The organism is Actinomadura chokoriensis, from assembly GCF_039529475.1.
Classification (GTDB): Bacteria; Actinomycetota; Actinomycetes; order Streptosporangiales; family Streptosporangiaceae; genus Spirillospora; species Spirillospora bangladeshensis.
On the sequence record NZ_BAAAMW010000004.1, the window covers coordinates 283829 to 309939 of the forward strand.

Below are 26111 nucleotides of genomic sequence, written 5' to 3' on the forward strand. Positions count from 1 at the left end.
TTTCGGGCAGGGTGGAAGCCGGGTTTATTCGCGGGACAGGGCTCTCGTGGCGCCGGCGGCGACGGTCAGGCCCAGGACGAGGCCCGCGGCGACGATGAAGTTCGCTATCCACTGGTAGACGCCCTTGGGGGCGAACTCGATCTCCTGGCCGAGGCTGCCGATCGGGAGGAGCAGGTCGAGGGTGTAGAAGAACGCGTTGAAATGCGGCTTGTGGCCGTCGTCCAGGACGTCCGGCCGGTGGAGGGAGAAGACGATCGTGCCGAAGGCCAGCAGGCCGATCAGCCAGCTGGCGGCGCGGAACGGGCGGTAGCCGTAGCCGACCAGGACGTCCTGCAGCCAGCCGACGATCTTGCGGGGGATGCCCTGGGTCTTGCGGCGGTCGCGGGCCTTGGCGAGCAGGACGGAGCGGCCGTCGGCGTCCAGGCCGAGGGCGCGGTAGGTCTGGGCCAGGCGCTCGTAGGGCTGCGGGGCGTAGCCGTCGGTGTCGCGGTGCAGCCAGTCCAGGCGCTCGCGGGCGGTGAGGGGCGGGTCGAGGGTCTCGTACTGGAGGCCGTCGAGCTGGAGGCGCTCCGGCCAGGACGCGGCGTCGTCGCGGAGCAGGTTGATGCGGGCGTAGGAGAAGTCGGCGACGCCCTTGATCGGTTCGGCGGTGCGGAGCAGCAGCTCCTCGGCCTGGACGCGCTGCAGGCTGAGCGCCGTCCCGCTGTCGTTGAGCAGCCGGGCGTCGCGGAGGCTGAGCTGGCCGGTGACGCGGGCGCCCGAGAAGCTGACGGCGCCCGCGGCGGTGAAGCCGTCCGAGCAGTAGATGTCGGTCTCGACGGTGAGGTCGTCGGCGTTGAGCGCGGTGCGCTGCGGCGCGGACAGGTTCGCACCGACGAAGGACAGGTAGCCGCCGACGCTGGCGCCGCGGAGCCGGACCTCGCCCTCGGCGGTGAAGCCGCCGTCGCAGAACACGTTCGCGGCGACGTCCAGGCGGCTGGCGTACAGGGCGACGCCGGACGGGTTGTAGAGCCGCGCGCCGCGGAAGATCAGCTGGCCGCCGATGCGGGCGCCGGGCAGCCGGACCTCGCCGTTGGCGGTGAAGTCCTGGTCGCAGTAGACGTTGGCCTCGACGGCGAGGCGGTCGGCGAGCAGCGCGTCCCCGCCGGGGTTGGTCAGCTGGACGCCGGACATGTTCAGGATTCCGGTGATGTTCGCGCCGTCCAGCCAGACGCCGCCGTCGATCCGGCTCCCCTCCAGCCACAGGTGGCCGTCGACGCGCGTCCCGGACGCGACCAGGCCCGGCAGCCGGCAGCGCATCAGGTGGACGCTGTTCATGTTCGCCCAGTAGAGGTGCGGCGCCTCGTCGAACGCGCAGCCGGTGAGGGCCAGCGGGACGGTGACCTCCGCGTGACCGAGGTTCAGCGAGCCGGTGATGCGGGCCCCGGAGAGCCGGACGGCGGCGACCTGCCCCGGCTCGGGCTCGACCGCGCCGACCAGGAGGGCGACGAGGACCTCGGCCCTGACCACCCGGTCGTGCCCCCACCGGTCCGCCTGCGCGACGTCGTCGAACGCCCGGTCGCCGGTCGACAGGTCGACGGATTCGCCCTTCGGGAACGCCTTCCAGAGGCGGCGTTCCGAGGGGGTCAGGTCCTCGATGTTCATCGGGTGGCTCCGGGGGGATGCGGATGGCTCGTGAAGAGCCATGGTGCCGTACGCTTCAGATCGTAAGGAAAAGTGCAGATCAGTGAGGGGGCGGTCGTGGCGCGTGTCGTCGTGGACGTCATGCTCAAGCCGGAGATCCTCGACCCGCAGGGCCAGGCGATCGCCAGGAAGCTGCCGCAGATGGGGTTCGACGGGGTGGTCGCCGTCCGGCAGGGCAAGCGGTTCGAGGTGGAGCTGGAGGGGGACGCCGACGAGGCGGCCCTGGAGCGGGTCGGCAAGATCGCCGAGACGCTGCTGGCCAATCCGGTCATCGAGAACTACGAGGTCCGCGTTCTCTGACCGGAAATTGTTTGAGTACCGTTCGGCATCGGACGGGGTTTGTTTCGTTCCGAACGGGCGTCGGGGACGGCGAGATTTCCCGGAAAGACCCGTGAGTACAGCGATTACGGAGTAATCCGCCGGGGAAGTGTTAGCTGCGTCGAGTCGTCGAGCGCGCTCCGGGGCCGGGGGAACGGTCGGGAAGCCCGGGGCATGACACGAGGTGTCCGGGTGGATATGAGGTTCTCGCTCGCGCTGCCGCGCGATGCGCTGAGCATCCCGGTGATCCGGCGGGTGGTGGGGGACGCCCTGCGGGGGCTCGGCGTCTCCGAGGACTGCGTCGACGACGTCCTGGTCGCCGCCTCCGAGGCGTGCACGAACGTCGTCCAGCACGCCCGCGCGACCGGCGAGTACGAGGTGACCGGGCACGTCGACGAGGGCGTGTGCATGCTCAAGATCATGGACTGGGGGCGCGGCCCCCGTCCGGCCCCCGTGGACCGGGGCGCGTTGAGCGAGTCCGGGCGCGGGATTAAAATCATGCGGGCGCTGGTGGACGACCTGGACATCCGCTCCTCCCCCGACACGGGCACCGTCGTTCACCTGCGGAAGCGCCTGACCTGGAGCGACGGAGCCCTGGTCCGCCGACTCGACGCCGGACTCATGCACAACGCCGGGTAGATTAGGTCGCGCGCGGGGGGTATGCGACGCGCAGCGGGGTGATCGGCGGAGGAGATCCCGACCGTCCCGGCCGCCGCCTTCTTTCGGAGGAACAGAACAGATGGACGCTGCCCGGGTTGGGATCATCACCTTCCCTGGTTCTCTGGACGACAAGGACGCCGCACGTGCCGTCAGGCTGTCCGGCGCCGAGCCGGTCTCGCTCTGGCACGGCGACCGCGACCTGCGCGGAGTCGACGCGGTCGTCCTGCCAGGCGGGTTCTCCTACGGGGACTACCTGCGGGCCGGGGCGATCGCCCGGTTCGCGCCGCTGATGACCGAACTGGTGGCCGCCGCCGGCGCGGGGCTGCCCGTCCTCGGCATCTGCAACGGCTTCCAGGTGCTGTGCGAGACGCACCTGCTGCCGGGCGCGCTGCTGCCGAACGCGGGCCTGCACTTCGTCTGCCGCGACCAGCGGCTGCGGATCGAGAACGCCGACACCGCCTGGACCGGCGAGTACAGCGAGGGCCAGGAGGTGGTGATCCCGATCAAGAACCGGGACGGCCGCTACACCGCCGACCGGGAGACGCTGATCGAACTGGCCGACACCGGCCGGATCGTCGCCCGCTACGTCGACCTGAACCCGAACGGCTCCCTCGACGACATCGCCGGCATCTGCAACGAGGCCGGCAACGTGGTCGGGCTCATGCCCCACCCCGAGCATGCCGTGGAGTCGCTGACCGGACCGTCCACCGACGGGCTCGGTTTCTTCACCTCCATTGTCAAGAGACTGGTCAACGCATGAGTGAGCAACGGCCCCACGCTTCCGGACGCGCTACCCGGGACGCCTCCGACGAGCCGTCCATGGAGTGGCTCGGGGAGCTCAAGTCCGACGCTGACGACCCCGAGCTCCAGCCCGTCAACCCAGCGGTGACCCAGGGCTTCAAGGCCATCATCGAGGAGGACCGGCAGACGAGCCAGGCCGGCCGCCCCGTCCAGCAGGACCCGGCCGTCCAGGCCTCTCCCGGGCCGTTCACGGGGCCCATGCCCGTGCTGGACGGCCGGCAGGCCCCCGCACCGGCCGCGCCCCTCGAAGGGCCGGAGCAGGAGTTCGCCCGCGCCCTGGAGGAGGAGCGGCCCGGCGGCGACCCCTCGTCCACCGTGGTGGACCCGTCGCTGACCATGCCCGACCTGAACGGCTTCACCGCGCCCCAGCCGCCCGCGGAGCCCGGCGGCCCTGGGACGGGCCCGCAGCCGGCCGTGGGGTCGGGTACCGGCCCGCAGCCCGCGGTCGGGTCGGGTACTGGCCCGCAGCCTGCGGTCGGGTCGGGTACCGGCCCGCAGCCTCTCGTCGACCTGAACAGCGGCCCGCTGGCACGTCCGGAAGGCCCCGGCACGGGCCCGCAGCCGGTGGTGGGCCCGGGTACCGGCCCGCAGCCGATCGTCGATCTGAACAGTGGCCCGCTGGCGCGTCCTGAGGGGCCTGGGACGGGCCCGCAGCCCGCTGTTGGCCGGGGAACCGGTCCGCAGCCCGTGGTGGGCTCTGGGACGGGTCCCCAGCCTGCGGTCGGTCCGGGTACCGGCCCGCAGCCGATTGTCGATCTGAACAGTGGCCCGCTGGCGCGTCCTGAAGGCCCTGGGACGGGCCCGCAGCCTGCCGTCGGCACGGGCACCGGCCCGCAGCCCGCGATCGGTTCCGGCACCGGCCCGCAGCCCGCCGTGGGCACCGGGACGGGTCCGCAGCCCGCCGTTGGCCCGGGAACGGGTCCGCAGCCCGCCGTGGGCTCTGGGACGGGTCCGCAGCCCGTCGTCGGGCCGGGCACCGGCCCGCAGCCCGTCGTGAATCCGAACACCGGTCCGCCGGTGCCCGTCCGCGCCGAAGGCGGCGGCACCGGCCCGCAGCCTCGCATCGGCCGCGGCACCGGTCCGCAGCCGGCCATCGGGGGCCCGGGAACCGGTCCTCAGCCCGCCGTGGGGCCCGGGACGGGCCCGCAGCCCGCGCTCGGTCCGGGCACCGGCCCGCAGCCGACGGTCGAGACCGGAACCGGCCTGCAGCCCCTCCGGCCGGGGACCGGTCCAATGCCGGCGATCGCGTCCGGCCCGGTCGACCAGGGCACCGACACCGTCGCCATCGCGGCCGCGACCCCGGAGCGCCCGCAGCCGTACGCCGAGCTGGGGATGAACGAGGACGAGTACCGCCGCGTCCGGCACATCCTCGGGCGCCGTCCGACGTCGGCGGAGCTGGCGATCTACTCGGTCATGTGGAGCGAGCACTGCTCCTACAAGAGTTCCAAGGTGCACTTGCGCCAGTTCGGCGACAAGGCCCCGAAGACCGACAAGCTCCTGGTCGGCATGGGCGAGAACGCCGGTGTCGTGGACATCGGCCACGGCTGGGCGGTCACCTTCAAGGTGGAGTCGCACAACCACCCGTCCTACGTGGAGCCGTACCAGGGCGCCGCGACGGGCGTCGGCGGGATCGTGCGCGACATCATGTCGATGGGTGCGCGCCCCATCGCCGTCATGGACTCGCTCCGTTTCGGCCCGGCGGACGCTCCCGACACCCAGCGCGTCCTGCCCGGCGTGGTGGCCGGTGTGGGCGGCTACGGCAACTCCCTGGGCCTGCCCAACATCGGCGGTGAGACGGTCTTCGACGCCTGCTACGAGCAGAACCCGCTCGTGAACGCCCTGTGCGTCGGTGTGATGAAGCACGAGGACATCAAGCGCGCCGTGGCCCCCGGCCCCGGCAACAAGGTGATCCTGTTCGGCGCGCTGACGGGCCCGGACGGTATCGGCGGCGCGTCCGTGCTGGCCTCGGCGACGTTCGATGAGGAGTCGCACCAGAAGCGGCCGTCGGTCCAGGTCGGCGACCCGTTCATGGAGAAGCTGCTCATCGAGTGCTGCCTGGAGCTGTTCGACGAGGACCTCGTGGTCGGCATCCAGGACCTCGGCGCCGCCGGGGTGTCCTGCGCGACGACGGAGCTGGCCGCGGCCGGCACCGGCGGCATGCACGTCGACCTCGACACCGTCCCGCTGCGCGACGCGACGCTGCGCCCTGAGGAGATCCTCATGAGCGAGTCGCAGGAGCGCATGATGGCCGTGGTGTCGCCCGACAAGGTCGAGCGGTTCATGGAGATCTGCGCCCGCTGGGAGATCCCGGCGACGGTCATCGGCCAGGTCACCGACACGCGCCGGCTGGTCATGACGTGGCGGGGCGAGACGATCGTCGACATCCCGCCGACCACGGCCGCCGACGAGGGCCCGGTCTACAACCGTCCGCTGGAGCCCCCGCACGACCTCGGCGCCCTCCAGGCCGACACCCCGGGACGGCTCACGCGTCCGTCCACCGGCGACGAGCTGCGCCGGACGGTCCTGTGGCTGGCCGGGTCCCCGAACCTGGCCAGCAAGACGTGGGTGACGTCGCAGTACGACCGCTACGTCCTGGGCAACACGGTCATGGCCATGCCGGAGAACGCGGGCGTGGTGCGGGTGGACGACGAGTCCGGGCTGGGCATCGCGCTCTCCCTGGACGGCAACGGCCGCTACACCCGCCTGGACCCGTACTCGGGCGCGCAGCTCGCGCTGAGCGAGGCGTACCGCAACGTCGCCGCGACCGGTGCGCGGCCCCTGGCCGTCACCAACTGCCTGAACTTCGGCTCCCCGGAGGACCCGGGCGTCATGTGGCAGTTCGCGCGCGCCGTGGAGGGCCTGGCGGACGGCTGCCAGTACCTGGGCATCCCGGTCACCGGCGGCAACGTCAGCTTCTACAACCAGACCGGTGACACCCCGATCAACCCGACGCCGGTGATCGGTGTCCTGGGCGTCCACGACGACGTCCGCCGCCGGGTGAACATGTCGCTGACCACCGACGGCGCCACGATCGCGCTGCTCGGCGAGACCCGCGAGGAGTTCGGCGGCTCGGAATGGGCGCACGTCGTCTACAACCACCTGGGCGGGCTGCCGCCGCTGGTCGACCTGAAGGCGGAGGCGGCGCTGGCGTCGGTGCTGGTCGCCGCGATCCGCGACGGCCTCCTCACGGCCGTCCACGACCTGTCGGACGGCGGCCTGTCGCAGACGCTGGTGGAGGCGTGCCTGCGCGGCGGCCTCGGCGCCCGCATCACGCTGCACGGCGACCCGTTCACGGCGCTGTTCAGCGAGTCGGTGGCCCGCGCCATGGTCGCGGTCACGCCGGGCTCTGAGGCGCGCCTGGCGGCCCTCTGCGAGTCCGCCGGGGTTCCGGTGGCCCAGCTCGGCGTGGCGGGCGGCGACGCCCTCCACGTGACCGGACGCGGCCCGGACGGCGACCAGCAGGAGCTGTTCAGCATCGGCCTGTCGGAGCTGCGCGAGGCGCACGAGCGCATGCTGCCCAGCTACGCCGACTGACCCGGTCAGCGGACGGAAGGGGCGCCCCGCACCTTGGGGGCGCCCCTTCCGCGCCGTCAGGGCCGGTCTAGCCTGGGAGGGACGAACCGATCCACGGGGGAGGCACGGTGGGTTCCAAGCGCTGGTCCGAGCTCAGCCGGACGGAACGCTCGTTCATCGCGGGCGCCACGACGGTGCAGCTGTCGCTGCTGGCGGCCGCACTCGTCGACCTGCAGCGCCGTCCGAGCGACCAGGTGAAGGGGCCGAAGCGGCTGTGGCGGGCCGTCGCCTTCGTCAACTTCGTCGGCCCGGTCTCCTACTTCCTCTTCGGCCGCAAGAAGTAGGCGCAGACCACCGCCGGCCGGGAGCGGCCACACGGCGTCGCGCGGCGTCGCACGGCGTCCGGGTCAGAAGACCGAGACGTGGACGTGGTCGTAGTGGTTGGCGGTCACGCCGCCGCGGTTCTCCATCATGCGCCAGCCGGGGCTGCGCATGTCGTAGATGCGCTGGCGCCAGATCACGTACTTGATGCCGAGGGCGCTCGCGTGGGCGATGGCGTAGTCGGCGGTGCGGTCGCCCTGGGCCTTGGCGCTGCCGCTCGCCATGACGCCGCCGGTCGTGACCATGAAGTCGCAGGCGTGGCCGGTGCCGTGGTCCTGCGGGTCGCCGGTGTGCCGGACGCAGCCGATCGTCGGGAACGGGCCCATCTCCAGGTCGAGGGTGTTCTTGACCTTGAGCATGCGGGGCGTGACGCCGCCCATGCCGATGCTCGGCGACTCGGGCTTGTACTTCTTGACGAGCTGCTGGATCTGGGCCTTGCGGTTCTTCAGATCCTTGATCTCCTTCTTCAGCTCGCCCATCTTCGCCTGGGCCTTCTTGCGGGCCTCCAGCTGGTCGTTGACGAGCTTCTGGATCTGCGCGACCTTCGCCGCCTTGTTCTGCGCCAGGTGGCTGACCAGGGTGGCGTTGCTGAGCATCTCGTTGGGGTCGGCGTCGGCGAGGAACGCGACCGTCGGGTCCTCGCCGCCGGTCATGTACTGGGTCGCGGCGAGCTGGGCCACGAGGTTGCGGGCCTCGACGAGGTCCCTCTGCAGGTCGTTGGACTTGCTCAGCGCCTTCTGCGCCGCGTACTGGGCGTCCTTCAGCTTGGCGAGGTCGCCGCCGTACTCCTTGTCGAGCTTCTCGATCTGGCGGTTCAGCTTGGCGAACTTGGCGCTGTCGCCCGGGTCCATGGGGACGTACGCGGCCGGGGCAGCGCTCGCCGAGGGGGTGGCGGTGCCGATCAGCGGCAGCGCGGCGGCGATGGCCACGAGAGCCGTGGCGGTGCGTCGTCCACCTCGCCGGCGTGCGGTCCGCCGACAGGTGGAGGCGGGGGTCTCCACGTGTTCTCCTCTCGTCTCGGCCGTAGGTACGGAGGTCCGGGGGCCCTGAGGTCAATGAGCGCCGAAGAAGTCCGGGCCTCGCCAAGGTTAGACCCCTGGATCAGGTGGCACGGCGCGGTACGCGTGAAGCCCGGCTCCTTGCTGGGAGCCGGGCCATCCTACGTGACGGGCTTCACAGCTTGCCCTTGTAGAGCAGCCGGTCGGGCTGGGTTCGGAGCCCCTTGAGGCCGTGGGTGGAATTGTCGTTCAGCCACTTCTGCACTTGCGGGAAGGTGGCCTTCTTGTGGGTGGACAGGTAGAGGGCCGCGACACCGCTCACGTAGGGGGCGGCCATGGACGTCCCGCTGATCGCCTTGCGGCCGCCTCCGGGCCAGGTGGAGTAGACGCCGTAGCCGGGTGCGTTGATGTCGACGCACTTGCCCCAGTTGGAGAACGACGCGCGGGCGTCGGACTTGGTGGTCGCTCCCACCGCCATGACCCAGCCGGCGCCGGACGGCGAGTAGTTGCAGGCGTCCCTGTTGTCGTTGCCCGCGGCCACGGACAGGAAGACCCCGGACTTCGACAGGCTCGTCACGGCGGTGTTCAGCGCGGAGGACTTCGGTCCGCCGAGCGACATGTTCGCCACGGCCGGCTTGGCGGCGTGGGTGCGCAGCCACTGGACGGCCGCGACGACGTCCGACATCGAACCGGCGCCGTCGCAGTCGAGGACGCGCAGGGCGCGGAGCTTGACGGACTTGGCGGCGCCGTAGGTCTTGGAGCCGATGATGCCCGCGACGTGGGTTCCGTGGCCGTTGCAGTCACGTCCGTCGCCGTTGAACCTCGACGCCGTCCAGGCGATGGAGGCGCGGCCCCCGAACTCCTTGTGCCTGACGTCCAGGCCGGTGTCGATGACGTAGGCGTTGACGCCGCTTCCAGAGGATTTGTAGTAATAGCTCTTCGAGAGCTTGCCGGACCGCTGGTCGATGCGGTCGAGGCCCCACGGCAGGGGGGCGCGCTGGGTCGTGCTGGCCCGGACGATCTGGTCCTGCTCGATCGCGGCGACGCGGTGGTCGCGGCGGAGCCTGTCGAGCTGGTCACCGGTCAGCTTGGCGGCGAAGCCGTTCAGCACGCCGTCGAAGCGCTTGACGCCGGCGGCCCTGACCTTGCCCGCGGTGTCGCTCGTGGACGCTCCGGGCTTCAGCGTGACGATGTACTGGCCGGGCACGGGGCTGCCCTCGGCCGCCGTCACCCGCACGAGGGCGGCGGAGTCGTCGGCGAGCACGGGGAGCGCCGCGGCGGCGCCGAGGCTGGTCGCGACCGCGCCGGCGAGCAGCAGCCTTCGGTGGACAGCCCGCACGGCCTCTCCTTCAGCCGGGGGACCGCGTGCGGCGGGCCCCGTCCAGTGATCGACGATCTCGATCGAGGGAACCTTAGCGGAACTGTCCTGACTTGAGGTGACAAATTGGACGGGTGGCGCGGGGAGCGGCGGCGGATCAGGCGCGGCTGAGCCTGCCTCCGTAGCCGAGCTTGGTCCCCGGCTTGGTCCACGTGTACTGCAGCGTCCCGTCCGGCTGCCGGGTGATCTCGACCACCCCGCTCGTGCAGGGGCTGCCGATGGCCAGGTTCATCTTGAGCGCGCTCTCCGTGCCCCTGGTCAGCGTCAGAGTGCCGTTGCACTTCTCGCGTGGGTACACCGCGTGCGCCGTAGTGCCGCCTGCCTCGAAGGTGATCTCCACTGGGAAGGAGACATTGCGGTTGGTGTTGACCACATCGCCCCTCCAAGTCCCCGCGAAGGCGGCGGGGATCGTCGTCACCGGACGGTTGTTGGACGCGTTGGCGCTGTCGGGTGACCCTCCGCTGTCGTCCTTGAGCTGAGGCCACAGCACCAGCGCGATGATGGCGATTCCGACGCTGACACCGATGAACAGTGAAAGGGCGAGACCGAGCACATGGTTGCTGGGCCGCCGCATACGCGCGATGGAGTTCAGCGGTGACGGACGGCGCTCGCCGCCGTCCCGCCCATGGCCGAGGCCGGGGATGAGGTGCGGCTCGGAGATGTCGGGGTGGTCGTGCATGTCGACCGCGCCGAAGACCGCCGTCGGGTCGGGGCCCACCGCGTCGAACCTCGCGGTCTGGTCCGCCTGGACCGGGTCGTCCCGCTCGTCGCGGCGTCCGGAGCCGGACGGACGGTCCAGGCCGACCGCGCCGAAGGTCGTGGTCGCCTCGAACGCCGCCGGGTCCAGGTCGGCCGCGAGCGGTTCCGGCTCCGGCGGCGGGGTCTCGCGGCGCGGCTTGCGGGTGCGCGACAGCTTCCCCAGCAGGGGAAGGGACGGCGACTCGGCCGCAGGCGGCGGCCCGGAAGGCCCTGGCGAGCCCGGAGGCGGAGGCGGTGGCGGCACCGGCGGCACCGGCGGTGCGGGTGGCACGGGCGGTACGGGCGGCACCGGCGGCGGTGGTGGTGGGGCCTGCCTCGCCATCGGTTGCGCCGGGGCGCCCATGGGGGAGCGCGGCGGCGGCACCGTCGGCGACGCCTGCTGCTTGGCGGCAGGGCCCGCCGCCAAGGCGCGCCCCTCCTCGACCATCGAGGGCGGCATGCGGCCGGGGAGCGGGCTGCCGGCCCCGAGGAGCCGTTCAAGGATCTGCGCAGCGGTAGGACGCTCCGCCGGAACCTTGGCCAGAGCGCTCGCCATGACCTCGCGCAACGAATCGGGGACGTCCGACAGGTCCGCCTGGTCGTAGACGATGCGCTGCATCATCTCGTGAGGCGAACCCTCCCCGAACGGCGGCTTGCCCGTGGCGGCGAACAGGATGGTCGACGCCCAGGCGAACACGTCGGCGGCAGAGCCGATGCCCATGCCGCTCAACTGCTCCGGGGCCTTGTAGGAAGGGTCGTCGGTGATGTGCCCGCTGAAGGAGACGTTGACCGCCTCCAGGGCGTGCGCGATGCCGAAGTCGCTCATCCTGGGGCCGTCCCGTCCCAGGAGGACGTTCGCGGGCTTCAGGTTGTGATGAACCGCACCCGCCCGGTGGACGGCCGCGAGCGCGATCGCCATGCCGACCGCCAGGCGCTCGACGACGGCGCCGCCGCGCACGCCCTCCTCGTCCACGAGCTGCTGGAGGGACGGCCCGTCCACCCACTGGCTCACCACGTAGGGGCGGTCGCCGTCCACGTCGGCGTCCAGGATCGCCGCCGTGCAGAACCCGGAGACCTTCCGGGCGGAGGAGAACGCGCCGGCGAACCGGGACCGGGCGACGGGCTCGCCGCTCAGCCGGACGTGCAGGACCTTCACGGCGACGTTGCCGCCGGTCCGGTCCCTGCCGAGGAAGACGGCGCCCTGCTCGCCGACGCCGAGCCGGCCCGTGATCTCGACCGAGCCGAGTCTCAGCGGGTCACCCGGCTGCAGGGGCAGCGCCTCGGGCATCTGACGAACCTCCGTGTCCTCCGGGGACGCGCCCCGGCTCCCCGTCCAACTCACTCCCCAGACCTGGCACCGGGGGTCCTTTCTACCGCTTCGGCGTACTTTCCGTGGAAGGCCGGTCCGCCGCGGCCGCCGGTGCGCCACCGGCCGTCCGGGGACCGCGACCGACCGGGTAGCTTCGTTCGCGATGTCGCGAACTCCGCTCTCTCTGGCCGTCCTGAACGAGCAGCGCGCCGCGCTCGGCCTGCCGCCCCACGGCGGCCCGGACGAGCCCGCCGCGCTCCGTCGCGCGGCCCTGGACACCGTTCTCGCCTCCGCCGGGGCGGGCGGCGCCGAGCCGTCCCGTCCGGTGGTCAAGGGGGCGGTGCGATTCCTGCTCGACCGGCTCGCCGAGCTGGCCCCGGGCCGTTCGGTGGAGGTCCGGGTCCCTCCGCACGCCGCCGTGCAGTGCATCGACGGCCCGCACCATACCCGTGGAACACCACCGAATGTGGTGGAGATGGACGCCGCGGCCTGGATCGCGCTGGCCACGGGACGGCTGGCCTGGGCCGACGCGGTCGCGGACGGACGGGTGAGGGCGAGCGGCGCGCGCGCGGACCTGTCGCCCTTTCTTCCCCTGCCCATCGACTGAGGCGCCGCAGTGCGGGAGTATCCGCGTTGCTGGAGGTGATCCCCGTGCTGATCGCGCACTGGACGTTCGACGTCGCCACCGTGGACGGCCGCAGGGTCGCGGACGCGACCGGGGCCGGACCCGCCGCCGAACTGGACGAGACCGCCGGAATCGTCCCGGGCCGGGACGGTGAGGCGCTCTCGCTCAGCGGGCGGGACCGGGCCGTCATCCCGGCCGCGCCGCAGCTCGTCCTGAGCCAGGTGTTCGGGTTCAGCCTGGCGTTCTTCGTCCAGGTGACCGAGCCGCCGACCGGGGAGTGGCGCAGCGTCGTCTACAAGCCGGTCGCGGAGGACGACGCGCGCGGCCTGGGCCTGTGGCTGTATCCGGACGAGATGAGGCTGCGAGTCCAGTTGTTCACCGTCAAGGGGCCCGACTACGTCGACAGCCACACCAGGCTGTCCGTAGGGGAATGGACCCATGTCGCCTTCGCAGTGAACACGGGAGGGATGTTCCTCTACGTCAACGGCAAGCTAGATGTGGCCGTCCCGTTGGAGCACCCCGTCGTCACACCCGCCGGACCGATCTACCTGGGCAGCGAACCCACCAAGCCCGGGTTCGGCGGCCTCATGGACGACTTCCGCGTGTACGCCTCACCGCTCACCGAGGAAGCCGTCCGCGCGCTGGCCGACTGAGCGTCCGGCCGAGCGTCCGGCTGAGCGGGCGACAGGGCGCCCTGCTGTGTTCTCGCCTTGGCGAAGGGGAACTCGCGCTCCACGCAGCCCCGGCGCGACGGCTCGTCCGGGTATCGCGCCTCGTCCCCGCACTGCGCGGCCTTGCTCAGCAGCCAGATGAGCGTCCCCGCGCCGATGGCGAGGGCAAGGGCGGAGCAGACGACGCCCACGACGGCGGGCCGCCGATCGGGGTCGCGCCGGACGAGGGACACCGCCCCTAGGACGAGCCCCACGAGAGCGGGAATCAGCCCCGCCAGGCACAGCACGAGCCCCACCAGCCCGGCGATTCCGAGCACCTGGGAGGCCCTCGCCAGGCCGCTCCGCCGGGGCGGTGCGGGGGGCGCGTAGGTCTCGTACCCGGGCAGCGTCATCGATCTCCTCCCACGTGTCGTCCTCAGATTCCCCCGCACCGCGTGATGCCCGTGGTACGGGGGAGTAAAGCCCGGTTAAGACATGCCACCGATCGGACCAGGTGAACCGGGCATCTAGACTGATTCACGTGCCTCTCCGTGACGGACGTCTGAGCCACGACATCGATCCCTCCGACCGCGCTCCTCAGGACGCCTGCGGTGTGTTCGGCGTCTGGGTCCCCGCCGACCAGGCGTCGCGGGCCGAGGTGAGCAAGCTCACCTACTACGGCCTGTACGCGCTCCAGCACCGCGGCCAGGAGTCGGCCGGAATCGCGGTCAGCGACGGCTCCCGCATCGTCGTGTTCAAGGACATGGGCCTCGTCGCCCAGGTCTTCGACGAGTCGGTGCTGAACACGCTGCGCGGCCACATCGCCGTCGGCCACTGCCGCTACTCCACGACCGGCTCGCCCACGTGGGAGAACGCGCAGCCCACGTTCCGGTCGACGGACGCGGGCGGGCTCGCGCTCACCCACAACGGCAACCTCATCAACACGCCGGAGCTGGCGGCGCGGCTCGACCCCGGAGTGCTGACCGCCACGACCGACACCGAGGTCCTCACGGCGCTGTTCGCCCACCACGGCGAGGGCGGCCCCATGACCGCCGCCCGCGAGATCCTCCCGGCCACGCGCGGCGCCTACTCCCTGGTCTTCATGGACGAGGGCACCCTGTACGCGGCCCGCGACCCCGAGGGCGTGCGGCCGCTCGTGCTCGGCGAGCTGGAGGCCGGCGGCTGGGTGGTGTCGTCCGAGACGGCCGGGCTCGACATCGTCGGCGCCCGCTTCGTCCGGGAGATCGAGCCCGGCGAGCTCGTCGCGATCGACGGCGAGGGCGTGCGCTCCGAGCGGTTCGCGGAGCCGCGCCCCAAGGGCTGCCTGTTCGAGTACGTCTACCTCGCGCGGCCCGACACGACGATCGCCGGGCGCAGCGTCCAGGCCACCCGCGTCGAGGTGGGGCGCCGGCTGGCCCGCGAGCACCCCGTCGAGGCCGACATGGTCATCCCGACGCCCGAGTCGGGCACCCCGGCCGCGATCGGCTACGCGGAGGCGTCCGGCATCCCCTACGGCCAGGGGCTGGTGAAGAACTCCTACGTCGGGCGGACGTTCATCCAGCCGTCCCAGACGATCCGGCAGCTCGGCATCCGGCTCAAGCTCAACCCGCTGCGCGAGGCGATCGAGGGCAAGCGGCTCGTGGTGGTGGACGACTCCATCGTGCGGGGCAACACCCAGCGCGCGATCGTGGCGATGCTGCGGGACGCGGGCGCCGCCGAGGTGCACGTCCGCATCTCCAGCCCGCCCGTCGCCTGGCCCTGCTTCTACGGCATCGACTTCGCGACCCGCGCCGAGCTGATCGCCGGGAACCTGTCCGTGGAGGAGATCCGCGACTCCATCGGCGCCGACACGCTCGGCTACGTCTCCCTGGACGAGCTCATCTCCGCCTCGCAGATCCCCAAGAACAACCTGTGCCGTGCGTGCTTCGACGGCATCTACCCCATCCCCGTGGAGCAGGACGCCCGCGGCAAGCATCTGCTGGAGGTCGGCCGGTGACGTCCTACGAGGCCGCCGGTGTCGACATCGCGGCGGGCGAGCGCGCCGTCGAGCTGATGAAGTCGCGGGTGGCGCGTTCACGGCGCCCCGAGGTCGTCGACGACGTCAGCGGGTTCGCGGGCCTGTTCGACGCGTCCGCCCTGCTGAAGTACAAGCGCCCCCTGCTCGCGACGTCCACGGACGGCGTCGGCACCAAGGTCGACCTGGCGCGGCGCCTCGGCGTCTACGACACGGTCGGGCACGACCTGGTCGGCATGGTCATCGACGACCTCGCCGTGTGCGGGGCCGAGCCGCTGTTCATGACCGACTACATCGCCTGCGGGAAGGTCGTCCCGGAACGGATCGCCGACATCGTCGGCGGCATCGCCGAAGCCTGCGCCCTGGCCGGATGCGCCCTCATCGGCGGCGAGACCGCCGAACACCCCGGGCTGCTGGAGTCGGACGAGTTCGACCTCGCGGGCGCGGGGACGGGCGTCGTGGAGGCCGACGAGATCCTCGGCCCGGACCGCGTCCAGGCGGGGGACGTCGTGCTCGCCATGGCGTCGTCGGGCATCCACTCCAACGGGTACTCGCTCGTCCGGCACATCCTGGCCACGACGGACCTGACCCTGGAATCGGCGCCCGCCGAACTCGACCGTCCGCTCGGTGAGGAACTCCTCACCCCGACGCGCATCTACGCCAAGGACTGCCTGGCGCTGACCGAGGCCGGCGGCGTGCGGGCGTTCGCGCACATCACGGGCGGGGGGCTGGCGGCGAACCTGGCCCGCTCCCTGCCGGCGACCGCGGACGCCGTCCTGGACCGCTCGTCGTGGGAGGTCCCGCCGCTGTTCCGCGTCCTGCAGGAGCACGGCGGCGTGCCGCAGCCCGAGATGGACAAGACGTTCAACCTGGGCGTGGGGATGGCCGCGATCGTGAGCCCGGACGCCGCCGACGCGGCGCTGCGCCTGCTGGCCTCCCGCGGCGTCCCCGCCTGGACCCTCGGAGAGATCACCGAGGGCACCGGCACCGCGGCCTTCGCGTAGAGCGCGCGGCCCGCAGGCGCTCGGCCGGAGAATCGTGCGACCGGGAGACGTGCAACTGGCGCGTGACGGGCTGAGAGGGGCTCTGAGCGCCTCTCAGCCCTCAAGCGTCACACGGGGCAGCGTGAGCCGCCGAAGGTGCCCCAGGGGCTCTCTCGGCGGCCGGCGGAAACCATGACCCACACACCCCCCACAAAGGAAGAACCGCGGCGAACATGGAGAAGTCACGACAAACGCCACTGCCCGCGGCGGGCAGTGGCGCACTGTCGGCCGATCAACCGGAGGTGCCGTCCTTGCGGGGCTCCGTGCCGTAGTCCTCGGCGTAGTCGGCGTACTTCTCGGCGAGCTCGTCGTACGAGTCGTCGCCGGAGTCTGCGACTCCCAGTTCGTCCTTCAGGCGGTCGAGGTCCGTGTTGCCGGTGTTGTACTTGAGCTGCCGGGCAACCTTCACCTGCTTGGCCTTGGCTCGGCCGCGACCCATTGGCTCGACCCCCTCGATGGTCAGGGCTTTCGTGGGCCCATCAACGCGCGCGTGTACCACACGAACCGGTGCCTGATGAGCCATGCGTCAGTCACGGGTACAACCGTACCCGTTTTGCGCCTGGCTCGGTACATCGACGGTACGTGGCGGCGCCCCTGTTGCTGATAACAACAGTGTATCCGGTGGTCACGAGTACGTGCCAAGGCCGCCGTGGGACGGTCGTACCGCGCCCCACGGCGGCCCTTACAACGGTCTTGCAACGGTCTAAACAGGTCTAGGAAGACCACTGTCCGGACACGCCCTGCAGACCGCGGAGACGGGCATCAGAGGAGGATTCCCCGCAGCCTGCCGATCTCGGTCATCCGGCGCTCCGCGAGCCGGTCGGCCGCGGCCGCCGGCGGGACGCCGTCGTCGGCGGCCAGCGCGAAGATCTTGAGGGTGGTGTCGTAGATGCCGGTGGCGCGGGCCTTCGCCCGGTCGAAGTTGAAGCCCTCGATCTCGTCCGCGACCTGGATCACGCCGCCCGAGTTCACCACGTAGTCGGGCGCGTACAGGATGCCGCGGTCGGCGAGGCTCTTCTCCACTCCCGTATGGGCCAGCTGGTTGTTCGCGGCGCCGCAGACCACCTTGGCCCGCAGCACGGGCACGGTGTCGTCGTTGAGCGAGCCGCCGAGCGCGCAGGGTGCGTACACATCGAGATCCGCGCGGACCATGGCGTCGCCGTCCGCGACGACCTCCACCTCGGGGTGGAGTGACCGGACCCGGTCCACGGCCGCCTGGTTCACGTCGCAGACCACGACGTCCGCGCCGTCCTCGCGCAGGTGCTCCACCAGCCGGTGGCCCACTTTCCCGACGCCCTCCACGCCGACCCGCCTGCCGCGCAGCGTGGGCGACCCCCACACGGTCTCGGCCGCGGCGCGCATGCCCTGGAAGACGCCGAACGCGGTGAGGATGGAGGAATCGCCGGCACCGCCGTGCGCGACCGTCCGCCCGGTGACGTAGCGGCACTCCCGCGCCACGACGTCCATGTCCTCGCTGTAGGTGCCGACGTCGCAGGCCGTGTAGTAGCGGCCGTTCAGCGACTGGACGAACCGCCCGTACGCCCTCAGCATCGCCTCGGACTTGTCGATGGCCGGGTCGCCGATGATGACGGCCTTGCCACCGCCGAGGTCGAGCCCGGCCAGGGCGTTCTTGTAGGCCATGCCCCGGGAGAGGTTCAGCACGTCGGACAGTGCGTCCTCCTCGGAGCCGTACGGGAAGAAGCGGGTGCCTCCCAGGGACGGGCCGAGCGCGGTCGAGTAGATCGCGATGATGGCGCGCAGGCCGCTGGCTTCGTCTTGGCAGAAGACGACCTGCTCGTGTCGGGGTTCGGTGCCCTTGTGGGGCGCCCCGAAGACATTAGGCACGGTAGTGCCCTCCTCTCTGTCTCTAGATCAGACTAGGACGCCGGATGCCCCACGTCCGCCCCGATCTCGTGTAACGATGCGGTGGTGCTTCCGTACGCCGCGTACCTACGGGTTTATGAACCGGTGACCGCCTTCCCGGAGCCCGCGCGGACCCTGTGGACGGTCTACGCCGATTCCCGGCGGCGCCCGCGGCGGATCCACGCGCTCGGCGTGGAGCACCGCGAGGCGGCACTCCGGCTGACCGCGTCGCCGCCGGAGGTCGTCCCGGAGCGGGAGAGCAGGGACGCCTACGTGCGGCGCCTCGACGACATGATCTACATCTGCCCGTGGGGGACGCGGCTGCGCTCGTGGCTGGCCTTCGAGCGGTTCCGGGGCGAGCACGCCGCCGGCGTCGCGGCCGCGTTCGTCCCGCCGCCGGTGGCGGAGCGGGCGATGAGCGAGTTCGACCAGTGGAAGCGGGCCGGGCGGCCGCTGCGCCCGCACATACTGACGAGCACCTGGCACGTCCCGCTGGACTGGTTCGTGCCGTTCGCGCGCGGCGAGCGCTGCCTGATGCTCGGTACGCCCGGCACCGGATACCGCAAGGCCGACGACGCGTCCGAGGAGCCTGCCGGCCATGGCTCGGCGACGGCCGCGCCCGCGCGCACACTCATCTACGTCACCTCCATGGGCGAGGCGCGCCGCCGCGTGGAGGCGGCGCTGCCGGTGGTACGAGAGAACCTCGGCGACGGCACGGAGGAGGTCTACCTCCTGTCGGCCGGACGGCTGGAGACGCTCGCCAGGTGGCTCGGCGGCTTCCACCCGCGCGCGCTCGTGGAGCTCGACTACGGCGGTCTCGTCCACCTGCTGGACGACCGCGCCCTGCGCGCGGACGAGTCGGTCGCCGAGATGACCGTGGCCCTCACCGGGATGGAGCGGGGCGAGGTCGAGCTGACCGTGGCGATGTACAAGCGCCTGCTGGCCCGCTGGCGGCCCGTCCGCGCGCTCGAGGCCGCGAACTAAAACAAATTTCCCGAATCCGCGCGCGATACGACTATACGTGTCGCTAGAATCACGCAGCGTGACCCAGTGGCCTTCGCTCAGGTGCGGCACCCCGCAGCCGTGGGGATGTTTGCACGCAACTACAGCCAGGAACTTGCTTGTTGCGCTGAGTGGTGGCAAGGTTACACGTTGTGATGTCATAGTGGCTCTTTCGGGCCATAGGGGACATCAGTGACCACGCGAGGATCAATCGCAGGATCGCTGTCATCGGTCCACGGAGGAGAGGCCGCAAACATGTCAGCACGTACGCCAGAGGCCGAGCCCCTGCTGACGCCGGCGGAGGTGGCGACGATGTTCCGCGTCGACCCCAAGACCGTCACACGGTGGGCGAAGGCGGGAAAGCTCACGTCCATCCGGACGCTCGGGGGGCACCGCCGCTACCGCGAGGCGGAGGTGCGGGCGCTGCTCGCCGGCATCCCGCAGCAGCGCTCGGAATAACCGCGCACGGCACAAGGGGGGACGGCCGGGGGGCCGCTGGGGCGCATCTCGTACCGCGAGGTCGGCCAGAGGTCTCCCGGACGAATGGGCCGGTCCCACGGTCATCCGAGAACCGTGGGCACCGGGCCGATCACCGTTCGGCCGGGATCCCGCCCGCTGACCCGCGGGCGGGATCTGGCCTGGGTGGAATTTCGGACACCCAACGGCTAAGCGTCCACAATCGGACACAAGGCTCCGGCCGTCACAGGAGTCACGTGCTCAGCTCCTCCTGGGAGAGGCGGTCGAACAGGGCCCCGGTCTCCGGATCGTGCCGGCCGGCCGTCTGCATGATGGCCACCAGCTGGTCGACGAGCAGCCGCTCCAGGTCGGCCCGCGGGATGTCGCGGTTCTCCAGCCAGTCGAGGCCGGCGGTCTCCACCAGCGCCATCCAGGAGCGCAGCGTGATGCGCAGGACGGGCGGCGGCTCCGCCACGTCCAGCGAGTGCAGGATCCGGTCCAGCAGCAGCCGGCGGATGCCGTCGACGATCTCGCCCGCCTCGCCGGAGCGGTCGGCCGGGCCGCCGCGCAGCAGCGCCGTGTAGCCCGCGGCGTGGCTCTCCACGAAGTCGAAGTAGCGCTTCAGCGAGATGCCCAGGCGTTCGAGGGGCTTGCCCTCGGTGGGCGGTTCGAGCAGCACCGACAGCTTCTTCGCCGCGCTGCCGAGCGCCGCGATGTACAGCTCGTACTTGCCGCCGAAGTAGTGGTAGACGAGCGCGCGGGAGGCGCCCGCCGCGGCCGCGACGTCGTCGATCGAGATGTCCTCGGGCGAGCGCGCGCTGAACAGCTGCAGCGCCGCGTCGATCAGTTCCTCGCGCCGTTCGTCCACGCTGAGCCTGCGCCGGCCGCGCCCGCCGCGCTGCCCGCCGCTCTGCCGGCTCCGCGCCTTGTCGCCGGCCACCGCACGTTCTGCCACGTGGGCAGGGTATCCGAGGCGGGCCCGCGGGCGATCCCGCCGACCGGGACGCGGCCGGCCTTTTCACCGGGTCGTGATCATCTTCACCGTGCCGTGATCACCGGCCGACCGGACTGTGATTCCGGACACCACAGGCCTGAACCACCATTCGCGGATGCCCGTTACTCCCTGTTGCGACGGTTTGGGGGGAAGGCGCGGCATCATGGCATCTCCTCCCGAGCGGAGGACGGCGCGCCGGCTCCCCCGGCGGCGTGCCGTCGCGGCAGGTCCTGCAGGTCCCCCCGGACGGAGTGCCATGTCAGCTGATGAACCGAACCCCCCGTACGAACGGCAGGGAGAGGGCGCGGTGCCCCGGCCGCGCGGCGGCCCCTCTCCCGCCGCGCGCGGCGGAACCCCGCCCGCCGGGCGCGAGGAGGGGAGGGCGGTGCCGGCGCCGAAACCGACGATCCGCAACGTCGCCGAGCGCGCCGGAGTCTCCAAGTCGCTCGTCTCACTGGTGATGCGGGGGTCGCCGCACGTGAGCGAGCGGCGCCGGCAGGCCGTCCTGCAGGCCGCCCGCGAGCTCGGCTACCGGCCGAACGCCGTCGCGCGGAGCCTGGTCGAGGGCCGCACCCGGCTGATCGGCGCCATCGTCGCCGATCTGCACAACCCGTTCTTCGCCGAGTTCCTCGACGGGCTGCAGGAGAGCCTGCACGGCGCCGGCCTGCGGATGCTCGTCGGCAGCGGCCGCTGGGACCCGCTGTTCGAGGCCGAGGCGGTCGAGGCGTTCCTGGAGATGCGGGTGGACGGCCTGGTGCTGCTCAGCGTCGTCCCCGAGTCGCTCAAGGAGGCAGCCGCGAGCGTCCCCGTGGTGATGGTCGGCGAGCGCGACGTCCACGGCGTCGACATCGTCGTGGACGACGACGAACTCGGCGCGAGCCTGGCCGTCGACCACCTCGTCGGGCTCGGGCACCGCCGGATCGCGCACATCGAGGGGGCGCGCTCCACCACCGCCCACTACCGCCGCGCCGGGTACGAGAAGGCCATGCACCGGCACGGGCTGTCCGCCGAGATCGTCGTCGAGCCCGGCGACTTCACCGAGGACGGCGGCTACCGGGCCGCGCGCTCGCTGCTGCGCCGCGACGCCCGCCCCACCGCGATCTTCGCTCCCAACGACCTCGTCGCGACCGGCGCGCTGTCGGCCGCCGACGAACTCGGCATGACCGTCCCCGCCGACCTGTCGATCGTCGGGTACGACAACACCCATCTCGCGGCGATCCGGCACATCTCGCTGACCAGCGTGGACCAGCCGCGCCGCGACATGGGGCGGGTGGCCGCCGAACTGCTCACCGCACGCATCGGCGACCCGTCCCGGCACCCCCGCCAGAACCTGGTCGTCCCGCACCTGGTGGTGCGCTCGACCACGGGGCCCGCTCCCGCCCCGTGACCCGCCGCCCTCGGCAGCCCCGAGGGACGTCCCCCCGCCGCACACCGCTCCCGCACGCACGACATCCCCGGCGCCGCCGCGCCCGTGGCCGGTTATGGCCGGGGCAGGGGGGACGGTCGATCGTCCCTAGAACCGGTGTAAGCCGGGTAAGGGCCCGGCCAAGACTGCCGCATTCGCCGGTCCCCGGCCCGCCGCCAGGTGGTTAATGGACTCACCGTCCGACGGGTGGACCCGGGCGGCCTCGGGGGAGGCCGCCCGGACGAGGCCCGCCGGACCGCACCGGAAAGTCCACTGGGGGGTTCAGCTCGTGCGTGATCCGGAACTGGTGTCGTGCGCGCAGCGCGCGGCGAGCGAATTGGAACGGGCGTGGTCGGAGTGGCGGCACGCGCGCGGCCTGGCCGAGCAGGTGTCGGAGTCCGTCGCCAGCTACGTGGCCCACTCGATCGACCACCCGTGGGGGCGGCCCCGCGTCGTCCTCGGCCTGGACGCCGACGAGGCCCGCGCCCTCGCCGCGCTGCTCGGCAAGGAGGATCCGCTGTGCTGAGCCGTGCTGATTTCGCGGACTTCGTTTGACGAACCGGCGGGGCCGTGCAGACTGTCATGGTCCCCGGTAACGAAGTCATCACGGAGGAATCGGCCTGTGCGCATCCATCGAGGCGGCCCGATGGTCGCCGGTCTCGCGCTGTGCCTCGGCGCGCTCACCGCGTGCAACGACTCCTCCGGTGCGGCCACCGCCGATCCCGCGACCCCGCCCGCGGCCGGTGCGCCGTCCCCGTCCTCGGCCGACCGGACGCCGGCGTCCGCCGAGGACGGCGCCGCGTCCCTCGCCGGCAAGGTCGTCGTCATCGACCCCGGGCACAACGGCGGCAACGCCGAGCACCCGTCCGAGATCAACAAGCAGGTCAAGATCGGCAACGGCAGCAAGGCGTGCGACACGACCGGCACCGAGACGAAGGCCGGCTACGCCGAGCACGCCTTCACCTGGGACGTCTCGAAGCGGCTCGCCAAGCTCCTGCGCGCCCGCGGCGCCAAGGTCACGCTGACCCGCAAGGACGACAAGGGCGTCGGCCCCTGCATCACCGAGCGCGCCGCCGTCGGCAACGAGCTCAAGGCCGACGCCGCCATCTCCATCCACGCCGACGGCGCCGCCTCGTCCGGCCACGGCTTCCACATCATCGAGCCGATCTCCATCGGCCGGAACGCCGACATGGTCGCCGGCTCCACCAGGCTCGGCAAGGCCCTCCGCGACGCCTACCACGAGGGCACCGGCATCCCCTACTCCAACTACCTCGGCAAGAACGCCATCGACCGCCGCGACGACCTCGGCGGCCTCAACATGTCGAAGGTCCCCAAGGTCTTCATCGAGTGCGGCAACATGCAGAACAAGGGCGACGCCGCCAAACTCTCCAGCGCCCCCTTCCGCCAGCGCATAGCCGACTCCCTCGCCAAGGGCTTCGAGAACTACTTGGGCTGACCCGCCGCGAGGCCGCCCGCCCGTGCCGGGGCGGTGCGGGAGGATGGGCCGGTGAGTCAGCTTCTTCGGGTGCGTGAGGTGTTGGCCGGGGCCGGTTACACGGTCGGCGGGGTGCGGGAACTGCTCGGGCCCGTTGCGGGCGGGGCGTTGGCGCGGGACGAGATCGTGCCCGCCTTGCGGGCTACTCGGGGTGGATCGCCTCTCGAGGTGTTGACGCGGTTGTTCTGGCTGCAGGTGCCTGTGCCCGTGGAATCCATTCCTGCTGACGAGTTGGCGGCGGCCGGGCTTGTCGAAGTGTCCGGTGGGGAGATGCGGGCGCTTGTGCGGGTCGAGCCGTTGGAGGGAGTCCGCGGGGACGGGCATGTCGGATATGCCGTGTCCGATCTCAAGGTGCGGCGGCCCGGAGGCGGGGGCCTTCCGGCGAGTGATCACGTCGTGGGGACGGGCGGGGCGTCCGGGAATCTGGCACGGCTGGTCGTCCACAGGGGTGTGGATAACTTGCTCGATCTCGGGACCGGGTGCGGGGTGCAGGCCGTCCACGCGGCGGCCCGGAATCCCGGGGTGAGGGTCACCGCCACCGACGTCAATCCGCGGGCGCTGAGGTTGGCCGCGATGAGTTTCGCCCTTTCCGGCGTCGAGGGCGCGGAGCTTCTTGAGGGGTCGCTGCTGGAGCCTGTCCAAGGGCGGCGGTTCGATCTGATCGTGTCGAATCCGCCGTTCGTCGTGGCGCCGGAGGAAGGGCCCCGGTTCACCTATCGGGAGTCGGGGATGGCGGGGGACGACTTCTGCCGGTCGCTCGTCGGAAAGGCGTCCGATTACCTGACCGAGGGCGGATATTGCCAGCTCTTGGCCAATTGGCTGCATGTCGACGGCGTTCCCTGGGAGGAGCGCGTCGGTGCGTGGGTGGACGGATGCGACGCCTGGATCGTCCAGCGGGACGTCCAGGATCCGGCCGAGTACGCCGAGCTGTGGCTGCGGGATTCGTGCGAGGCCGGGACGCCCGAGTACCGGGCCCGGTACGACGCGTGGCTCGACCACTTCGAGCGGCACGGCGTCGTCGGGGTCGGGTTCGGGTGGATCACGTTGCGGCGGAGCGAGCGTCCGGTGGTCCGGGTCGAGGAGGTGCGGCACGCCGTCGAGGAACCCGTCGGCGCCTATGTCGCGGACGTCCTGGACGGCCTCGCCAAGGGCGCGGAGTTTTCCACAAGCTGTGGACAACTATTGGCGGCGGCGCCCGGGCTCGTCCAGGAACAGGTCGGCCCGCCCGGCGCCGAGGATCCGGAGCGGATCGTCCTGCGGCAGGCCGGCCGGCTGCGCCGCGCGGCCGGGGTCGGGACGGTCGAGGCCGGCCTCGCCGGAGTCTGCGACGGCACCCTTCCGCTCGATCCGCTCCTCGACGCCATCGCCCAGCTGACCGGCATGGACGCGGCCCAGGTGCGTGCGCACGCCGACGCGGTCCTGCCGGAGCTCATCGCGGACGGCTTCTTCATCTAGGCCGGACGACCGTCGACATCGCCGTCCCGACATCGCGGTAGCGCGCGATGAGCACGGAGAAGCCGATCGCCAGGTAGACCCCCGAGATGATCAGGCGGGCCATCTCGCTCGGCAGGACGAACTGGACCGCGAACAGGACGAACAGCACCGCCGCCTCCCACCGCTTGAAGACCAGGTCGATGAGGAGGGCGAGGCCGAGGACGGTCTGCGCGGCGGTCAGCAGCACCTCCTCGGTCTGCCGGGAGTCCAGCGGCAGCGACCAGCCGCCCCCGCCGATCCGGTAGGCGAGCGGCAGCGTGCCGATCAGCAGCGTCCACTGGTTGACCTTGCTGGACAGCAGCGTCCCGATCGCGTCGGAGTCCCGCAGCCGCCACGCGAACATGGCGGCGACGAGCAGCTCCGGCGCCTCGGACGCGAACGGCGCCAGCCACTGCACCAGGAGGAACTCGTCGATGCCGAGGGACGTGCCCCCGTCCACCAGCGCGTTCGCGAAGGGCTCCGCCGACACGAAGACGGCGATGGCGCCGAGCGCGAACCCGGCCCAGGTCACCGCGCGCCGTCGCGGTTTCGGCAGCGCGGCGAGGCGGGCGGGGACGCCGGCGAGTTCCTCGACGTCCTGCCGGCGGTGGCGGGAGATCCGCACGATGTAGAGGACGTACAGGGCGATCAGGACGACGGAGATGTACCACCCGATCTCGCCGGTCAGTGCGGGGATGAAGCCGAGGACGGACGCCAGCGCGAGGAAGCCGAGTTCGACGCGGTGCAGCGGCGTCAGCCGGACGTCCCGCCGGCCGGTTCCGCGCGCGGCGTGCCTGCCCCGTCCGCCGCCCGTGCGGCCGGAGGCGCGGCGGACGGCGAGCGCGAACGCCAGCACCACCAGCGCCCAGCCGACGCCGACGAGCAGCCGGTTCGCGCCCGTCATGTTGGCGGCCGCGTAGGCGGTGTACTGCGGTTTCGTCCCCGCGGCGTAGGCGTAGTACAGGTCGACCGCGTACTCGGGCAGCACCGCGATGAGCGCCAGCACCGCGATCGCGAGGGCGCCGGACATGTCGGCGCGCGCGGTCTCCGCCGCCCACATGAGCAGGATCGCCGCCGCGAGCACGCCGATGCCGAACACGGCCATGGCGGCGACCGCGGGGAGCTCGAACCCGCCGGCCCGCGCCACGGCCGCGGGCAGCGCGAGGAGCAGCGCCAGCGCGACCCGGACGAGGAGTGTCCTGCGGGTGATCGACGCGCCGGCCATGCCTGCACGGTGCCCAGGCGCGTCCCGCTGATGCTCGTTCCGGCGGAAAGCGACGGGCAAATACGGCCGGACGGGCAGCGGCGGGGT

Annotated in this window: 24 protein-coding genes; 15 read left to right on the top strand and 9 right to left on the bottom strand. The window is 71.8% G+C overall.

From position 1 onward, the window contains the following. Positions 1-24: 24 nt before the first annotated feature. Entirely contained in the window at positions 25-1644 is a 1620-nt protein-coding gene (locus ABFX46_RS11965; protein ID WP_346041868.1) for a hypothetical protein, read from the bottom strand. A 96-nt stretch (positions 1645-1740) separates the two neighbouring features. Here ABFX46_RS11965 and purS point away from each other — a divergent pair, with 96 nt between their 5' ends. From purS to ABFX46_RS11990, 5 genes are all read left to right on the top strand, one after another. Next, entirely contained in the window at positions 1741-1983 is a 243-nt protein-coding gene (gene purS, locus ABFX46_RS11970; RefSeq protein ID WP_083946837.1) for a phosphoribosylformylglycinamidine synthase subunit PurS, read from the top strand. 216 nt (positions 1984-2199) lie between these two features. After that, positions 2200-2640, top strand: coding sequence for an ATP-binding protein (locus ABFX46_RS11975; RefSeq protein WP_346041869.1), 441 nt, complete (start codon positions 2200-2202; stop codon positions 2638-2640). A 100-nt stretch (positions 2641-2740) separates the two neighbouring features. Continuing rightward, a complete protein-coding gene (purQ, locus tag ABFX46_RS11980) occupies positions 2741-3421 on the top strand; it encodes a phosphoribosylformylglycinamidine synthase subunit PurQ (RefSeq protein WP_346041870.1) in 681 nt (226 codons plus the stop codon). A 1274-nt stretch (positions 3422-4695) separates the two neighbouring features. Next, complete coding sequence (purL, locus tag ABFX46_RS11985) at positions 4696-6996, top strand: phosphoribosylformylglycinamidine synthase subunit PurL (protein WP_346042144.1); 2301 nt, start codon at positions 4696-4698, stop codon at positions 6994-6996. A 107-nt stretch (positions 6997-7103) separates the two neighbouring features. Continuing rightward, on the top strand, positions 7104-7319 hold the full coding sequence (locus tag ABFX46_RS11990; protein WP_346041872.1) for a PLD nuclease N-terminal domain-containing protein: 216 nt from the start codon (positions 7104-7106) through the stop codon (positions 7317-7319). 63 nt (positions 7320-7382) lie between these two features. On the opposite strand, the gene ABFX46_RS11995 is transcribed toward ABFX46_RS11990, so the two are convergent. The 3 genes from ABFX46_RS11995 to ABFX46_RS12005 form a co-directional block, all read right to left on the bottom strand. Further along, positions 7383-8285, bottom strand: a complete 903-nt coding sequence (locus ABFX46_RS11995; protein WP_346041874.1) for a coiled-coil domain-containing protein — start codon at positions 8283-8285, stop codon at positions 7383-7385. Between the two features lie 244 nt (positions 8286-8529). After that, positions 8530-9693, bottom strand: coding sequence for a S8 family peptidase (locus ABFX46_RS12000; protein ID WP_346041875.1), 1164 nt, complete (start codon positions 9691-9693; stop codon positions 8530-8532). 136 nt (positions 9694-9829) lie between these two features. After that, positions 9830-11758: a serine/threonine protein kinase gene (locus tag ABFX46_RS12005; protein WP_346041877.1), complete on the bottom strand. Its 1929-nt coding sequence runs from the start codon at positions 11756-11758 to the stop codon at positions 9830-9832. A gap of 184 nt (positions 11759-11942) precedes the next feature. Here ABFX46_RS12005 and ABFX46_RS12010 point away from each other — a divergent pair, with 184 nt between their 5' ends. Together ABFX46_RS12010 and ABFX46_RS12015 are read left to right on the top strand one after the other, a co-directional pair. Further along, positions 11943-12386 (top strand): sterol carrier family protein, encoded by a 444-nt coding sequence (locus tag ABFX46_RS12010; protein ID WP_163064408.1) that lies wholly within the window; start codon positions 11943-11945, stop codon positions 12384-12386. Positions 12387-12421: 35 nt separating this feature from the next. Then, positions 12422-13057 (top strand): LamG domain-containing protein, encoded by a 636-nt coding sequence (locus ABFX46_RS12015; RefSeq protein ID WP_346042145.1) that lies wholly within the window; start codon positions 12422-12424, stop codon positions 13055-13057. Here the strand turns inward: ABFX46_RS12015 and ABFX46_RS12020 are convergent. Next, positions 12949-13467: a hypothetical protein gene (locus ABFX46_RS12020; protein ID WP_346041878.1), complete on the bottom strand. Its 519-nt coding sequence runs from the start codon at positions 13465-13467 to the stop codon at positions 12949-12951. The two genes, ABFX46_RS12015 and ABFX46_RS12020, sit on opposite strands and share 109 nt — an antisense overlap. Before the next feature lie 128 nt (positions 13468-13595). Here ABFX46_RS12020 and purF point away from each other — a divergent pair, with 128 nt between their 5' ends. Then, positions 13596-15050: an amidophosphoribosyltransferase gene (gene purF / locus ABFX46_RS12025; protein WP_346041879.1), complete on the top strand. Its 1455-nt coding sequence runs from the start codon at positions 13596-13598 to the stop codon at positions 15048-15050. Further along, complete coding sequence (gene purM, locus ABFX46_RS12030) at positions 15047-16072, top strand: phosphoribosylformylglycinamidine cyclo-ligase (RefSeq protein ID WP_346041880.1); 1026 nt, start codon at positions 15047-15049, stop codon at positions 16070-16072. Before purF ends, purM begins: the two co-directional genes overlap by 4 nt. 271 nt (positions 16073-16343) lie before the next feature. Here the strand turns inward: purM and ABFX46_RS12035 are convergent, their stop codons facing one another. Both ABFX46_RS12035 and ABFX46_RS12040 read right to left on the bottom strand, forming a co-directional pair. Continuing rightward, a complete protein-coding gene (locus ABFX46_RS12035) occupies positions 16344-16550 on the bottom strand; it encodes a DUF3073 domain-containing protein (protein ID WP_131941167.1) in 207 nt (68 codons plus the stop codon). Positions 16551-16873: 323 nt separating this feature from the next. Next, positions 16874-17956 (bottom strand): Leu/Phe/Val dehydrogenase, encoded by a 1083-nt coding sequence (locus tag ABFX46_RS12040; protein WP_346041881.1) that lies wholly within the window; start codon positions 17954-17956, stop codon positions 16874-16876. Between the two features lie 84 nt (positions 17957-18040). Here ABFX46_RS12040 and ABFX46_RS12045 point away from each other — a divergent pair, with 84 nt between their 5' ends. Continuing rightward, positions 18041-18958 carry a DUF8083 family protein gene (locus ABFX46_RS12045; protein ID WP_346041882.1) on the top strand — a complete coding sequence of 306 codons (918 nt, stop codon included), beginning with the start codon at positions 18041-18043 and terminating at the stop codon, positions 18956-18958. A gap of 273 nt (positions 18959-19231) precedes the next feature. Beyond that, entirely contained in the window at positions 19232-19435 is a 204-nt protein-coding gene (bldC, locus tag ABFX46_RS12050; protein WP_012850682.1) for a developmental transcriptional regulator BldC, read from the top strand. A gap of 250 nt (positions 19436-19685) precedes the next feature. On the opposite strand, the gene ABFX46_RS12055 is transcribed toward bldC, so the two are convergent. Continuing rightward, the gene (locus ABFX46_RS12055; RefSeq protein WP_346041884.1) at positions 19686-20387 is read right to left on the bottom strand and encodes a TetR/AcrR family transcriptional regulator; all 702 of its coding nucleotides are present in this window, start codon (positions 20385-20387) and stop codon (positions 19686-19688) included. Between the two features lie 295 nt (positions 20388-20682). Between ABFX46_RS12055 and ABFX46_RS12060 the strand changes: the two genes are divergently transcribed. From ABFX46_RS12060 to ABFX46_RS12075, 4 genes are all read left to right on the top strand, one after another. Beyond that, positions 20683-21813, top strand: a complete 1131-nt coding sequence (locus tag ABFX46_RS12060) for a LacI family DNA-binding transcriptional regulator (protein ID WP_346041885.1) — start codon at positions 20683-20685, stop codon at positions 21811-21813. Between the two features lie 307 nt (positions 21814-22120). Continuing rightward, the gene (locus ABFX46_RS12065) at positions 22121-22357 is read left to right on the top strand and encodes a hypothetical protein (protein ID WP_346041886.1); all 237 of its coding nucleotides are present in this window, start codon (positions 22121-22123) and stop codon (positions 22355-22357) included. 96 nt (positions 22358-22453) lie between these two features. After that, positions 22454-23287: an N-acetylmuramoyl-L-alanine amidase gene (locus ABFX46_RS12070; protein ID WP_346041888.1), complete on the top strand. Its 834-nt coding sequence runs from the start codon at positions 22454-22456 to the stop codon at positions 23285-23287. Positions 23288-23320: 33 nt separating this feature from the next. Continuing rightward, on the top strand, positions 23321-24781 hold the full coding sequence (locus tag ABFX46_RS12075; protein ID WP_428831241.1) for a DUF7059 domain-containing protein: 1461 nt from the start codon (positions 23321-23323) through the stop codon (positions 24779-24781). On the opposite strand, the gene ABFX46_RS12080 is transcribed toward ABFX46_RS12075, so the two are convergent. Beyond that, the gene (locus ABFX46_RS12080) at positions 24774-26024 is read right to left on the bottom strand and encodes a sodium:proton exchanger (RefSeq protein WP_346041891.1); all 1251 of its coding nucleotides are present in this window, start codon (positions 26022-26024) and stop codon (positions 24774-24776) included. The two genes, ABFX46_RS12075 and ABFX46_RS12080, sit on opposite strands and share 8 nt — an antisense overlap. Positions 26025-26111: the final 87 nt, after the last annotated feature.

Bases quoted from the DNA above. Each gene is read 5' to 3' on its own strand.
- ABFX46_RS12060 (WP_346041885.1), top strand. From the start codon at position 20,683: ATGTCAGCTGATGAACCGAACCCCCCGTACGAACGGCAGGGAGAGGGC.
- bldC (WP_012850682.1), top strand. From the start codon at position 19,232: ATGTCAGCACGTACGCCAGAGGCCGAGCCCCTGCTGACGCCGGCGGAG.
- ABFX46_RS11965 (WP_346041868.1), bottom strand. From the start codon at position 1,644: ATGAACATCGAGGACCTGACCCCCTCGGAACGCCGCCTCTGGAAGGCG.
- purQ (WP_346041870.1), top strand. From the start codon at position 2,741: ATGGACGCTGCCCGGGTTGGGATCATCACCTTCCCTGGTTCTCTGGAC.
- ABFX46_RS12005 (WP_346041877.1), bottom strand. From the start codon at position 11,758: ATGCCCGAGGCGCTGCCCCTGCAGCCGGGTGACCCGCTGAGACTCGGC.
- ABFX46_RS12020 (WP_346041878.1), bottom strand. From the start codon at position 13,467: ATGACGCTGCCCGGGTACGAGACCTACGCGCCCCCCGCACCGCCCCGG.
- ABFX46_RS12080 (WP_346041891.1), bottom strand. From the start codon at position 26,024: ATGGCCGGCGCGTCGATCACCCGCAGGACACTCCTCGTCCGGGTCGCG.
- ABFX46_RS12010 (WP_163064408.1), top strand. From the start codon at position 11,943: ATGTCGCGAACTCCGCTCTCTCTGGCCGTCCTGAACGAGCAGCGCGCC.
- ABFX46_RS11975 (WP_346041869.1), top strand. From the start codon at position 2,200: ATGAGGTTCTCGCTCGCGCTGCCGCGCGATGCGCTGAGCATCCCGGTG.
- ABFX46_RS12035 (WP_131941167.1), bottom strand. From the start codon at position 16,550: ATGGGTCGCGGCCGAGCCAAGGCCAAGCAGGTGAAGGTTGCCCGGCAG.
- purL (WP_346042144.1), top strand. From the start codon at position 4,696: ATGCCGGCGATCGCGTCCGGCCCGGTCGACCAGGGCACCGACACCGTC.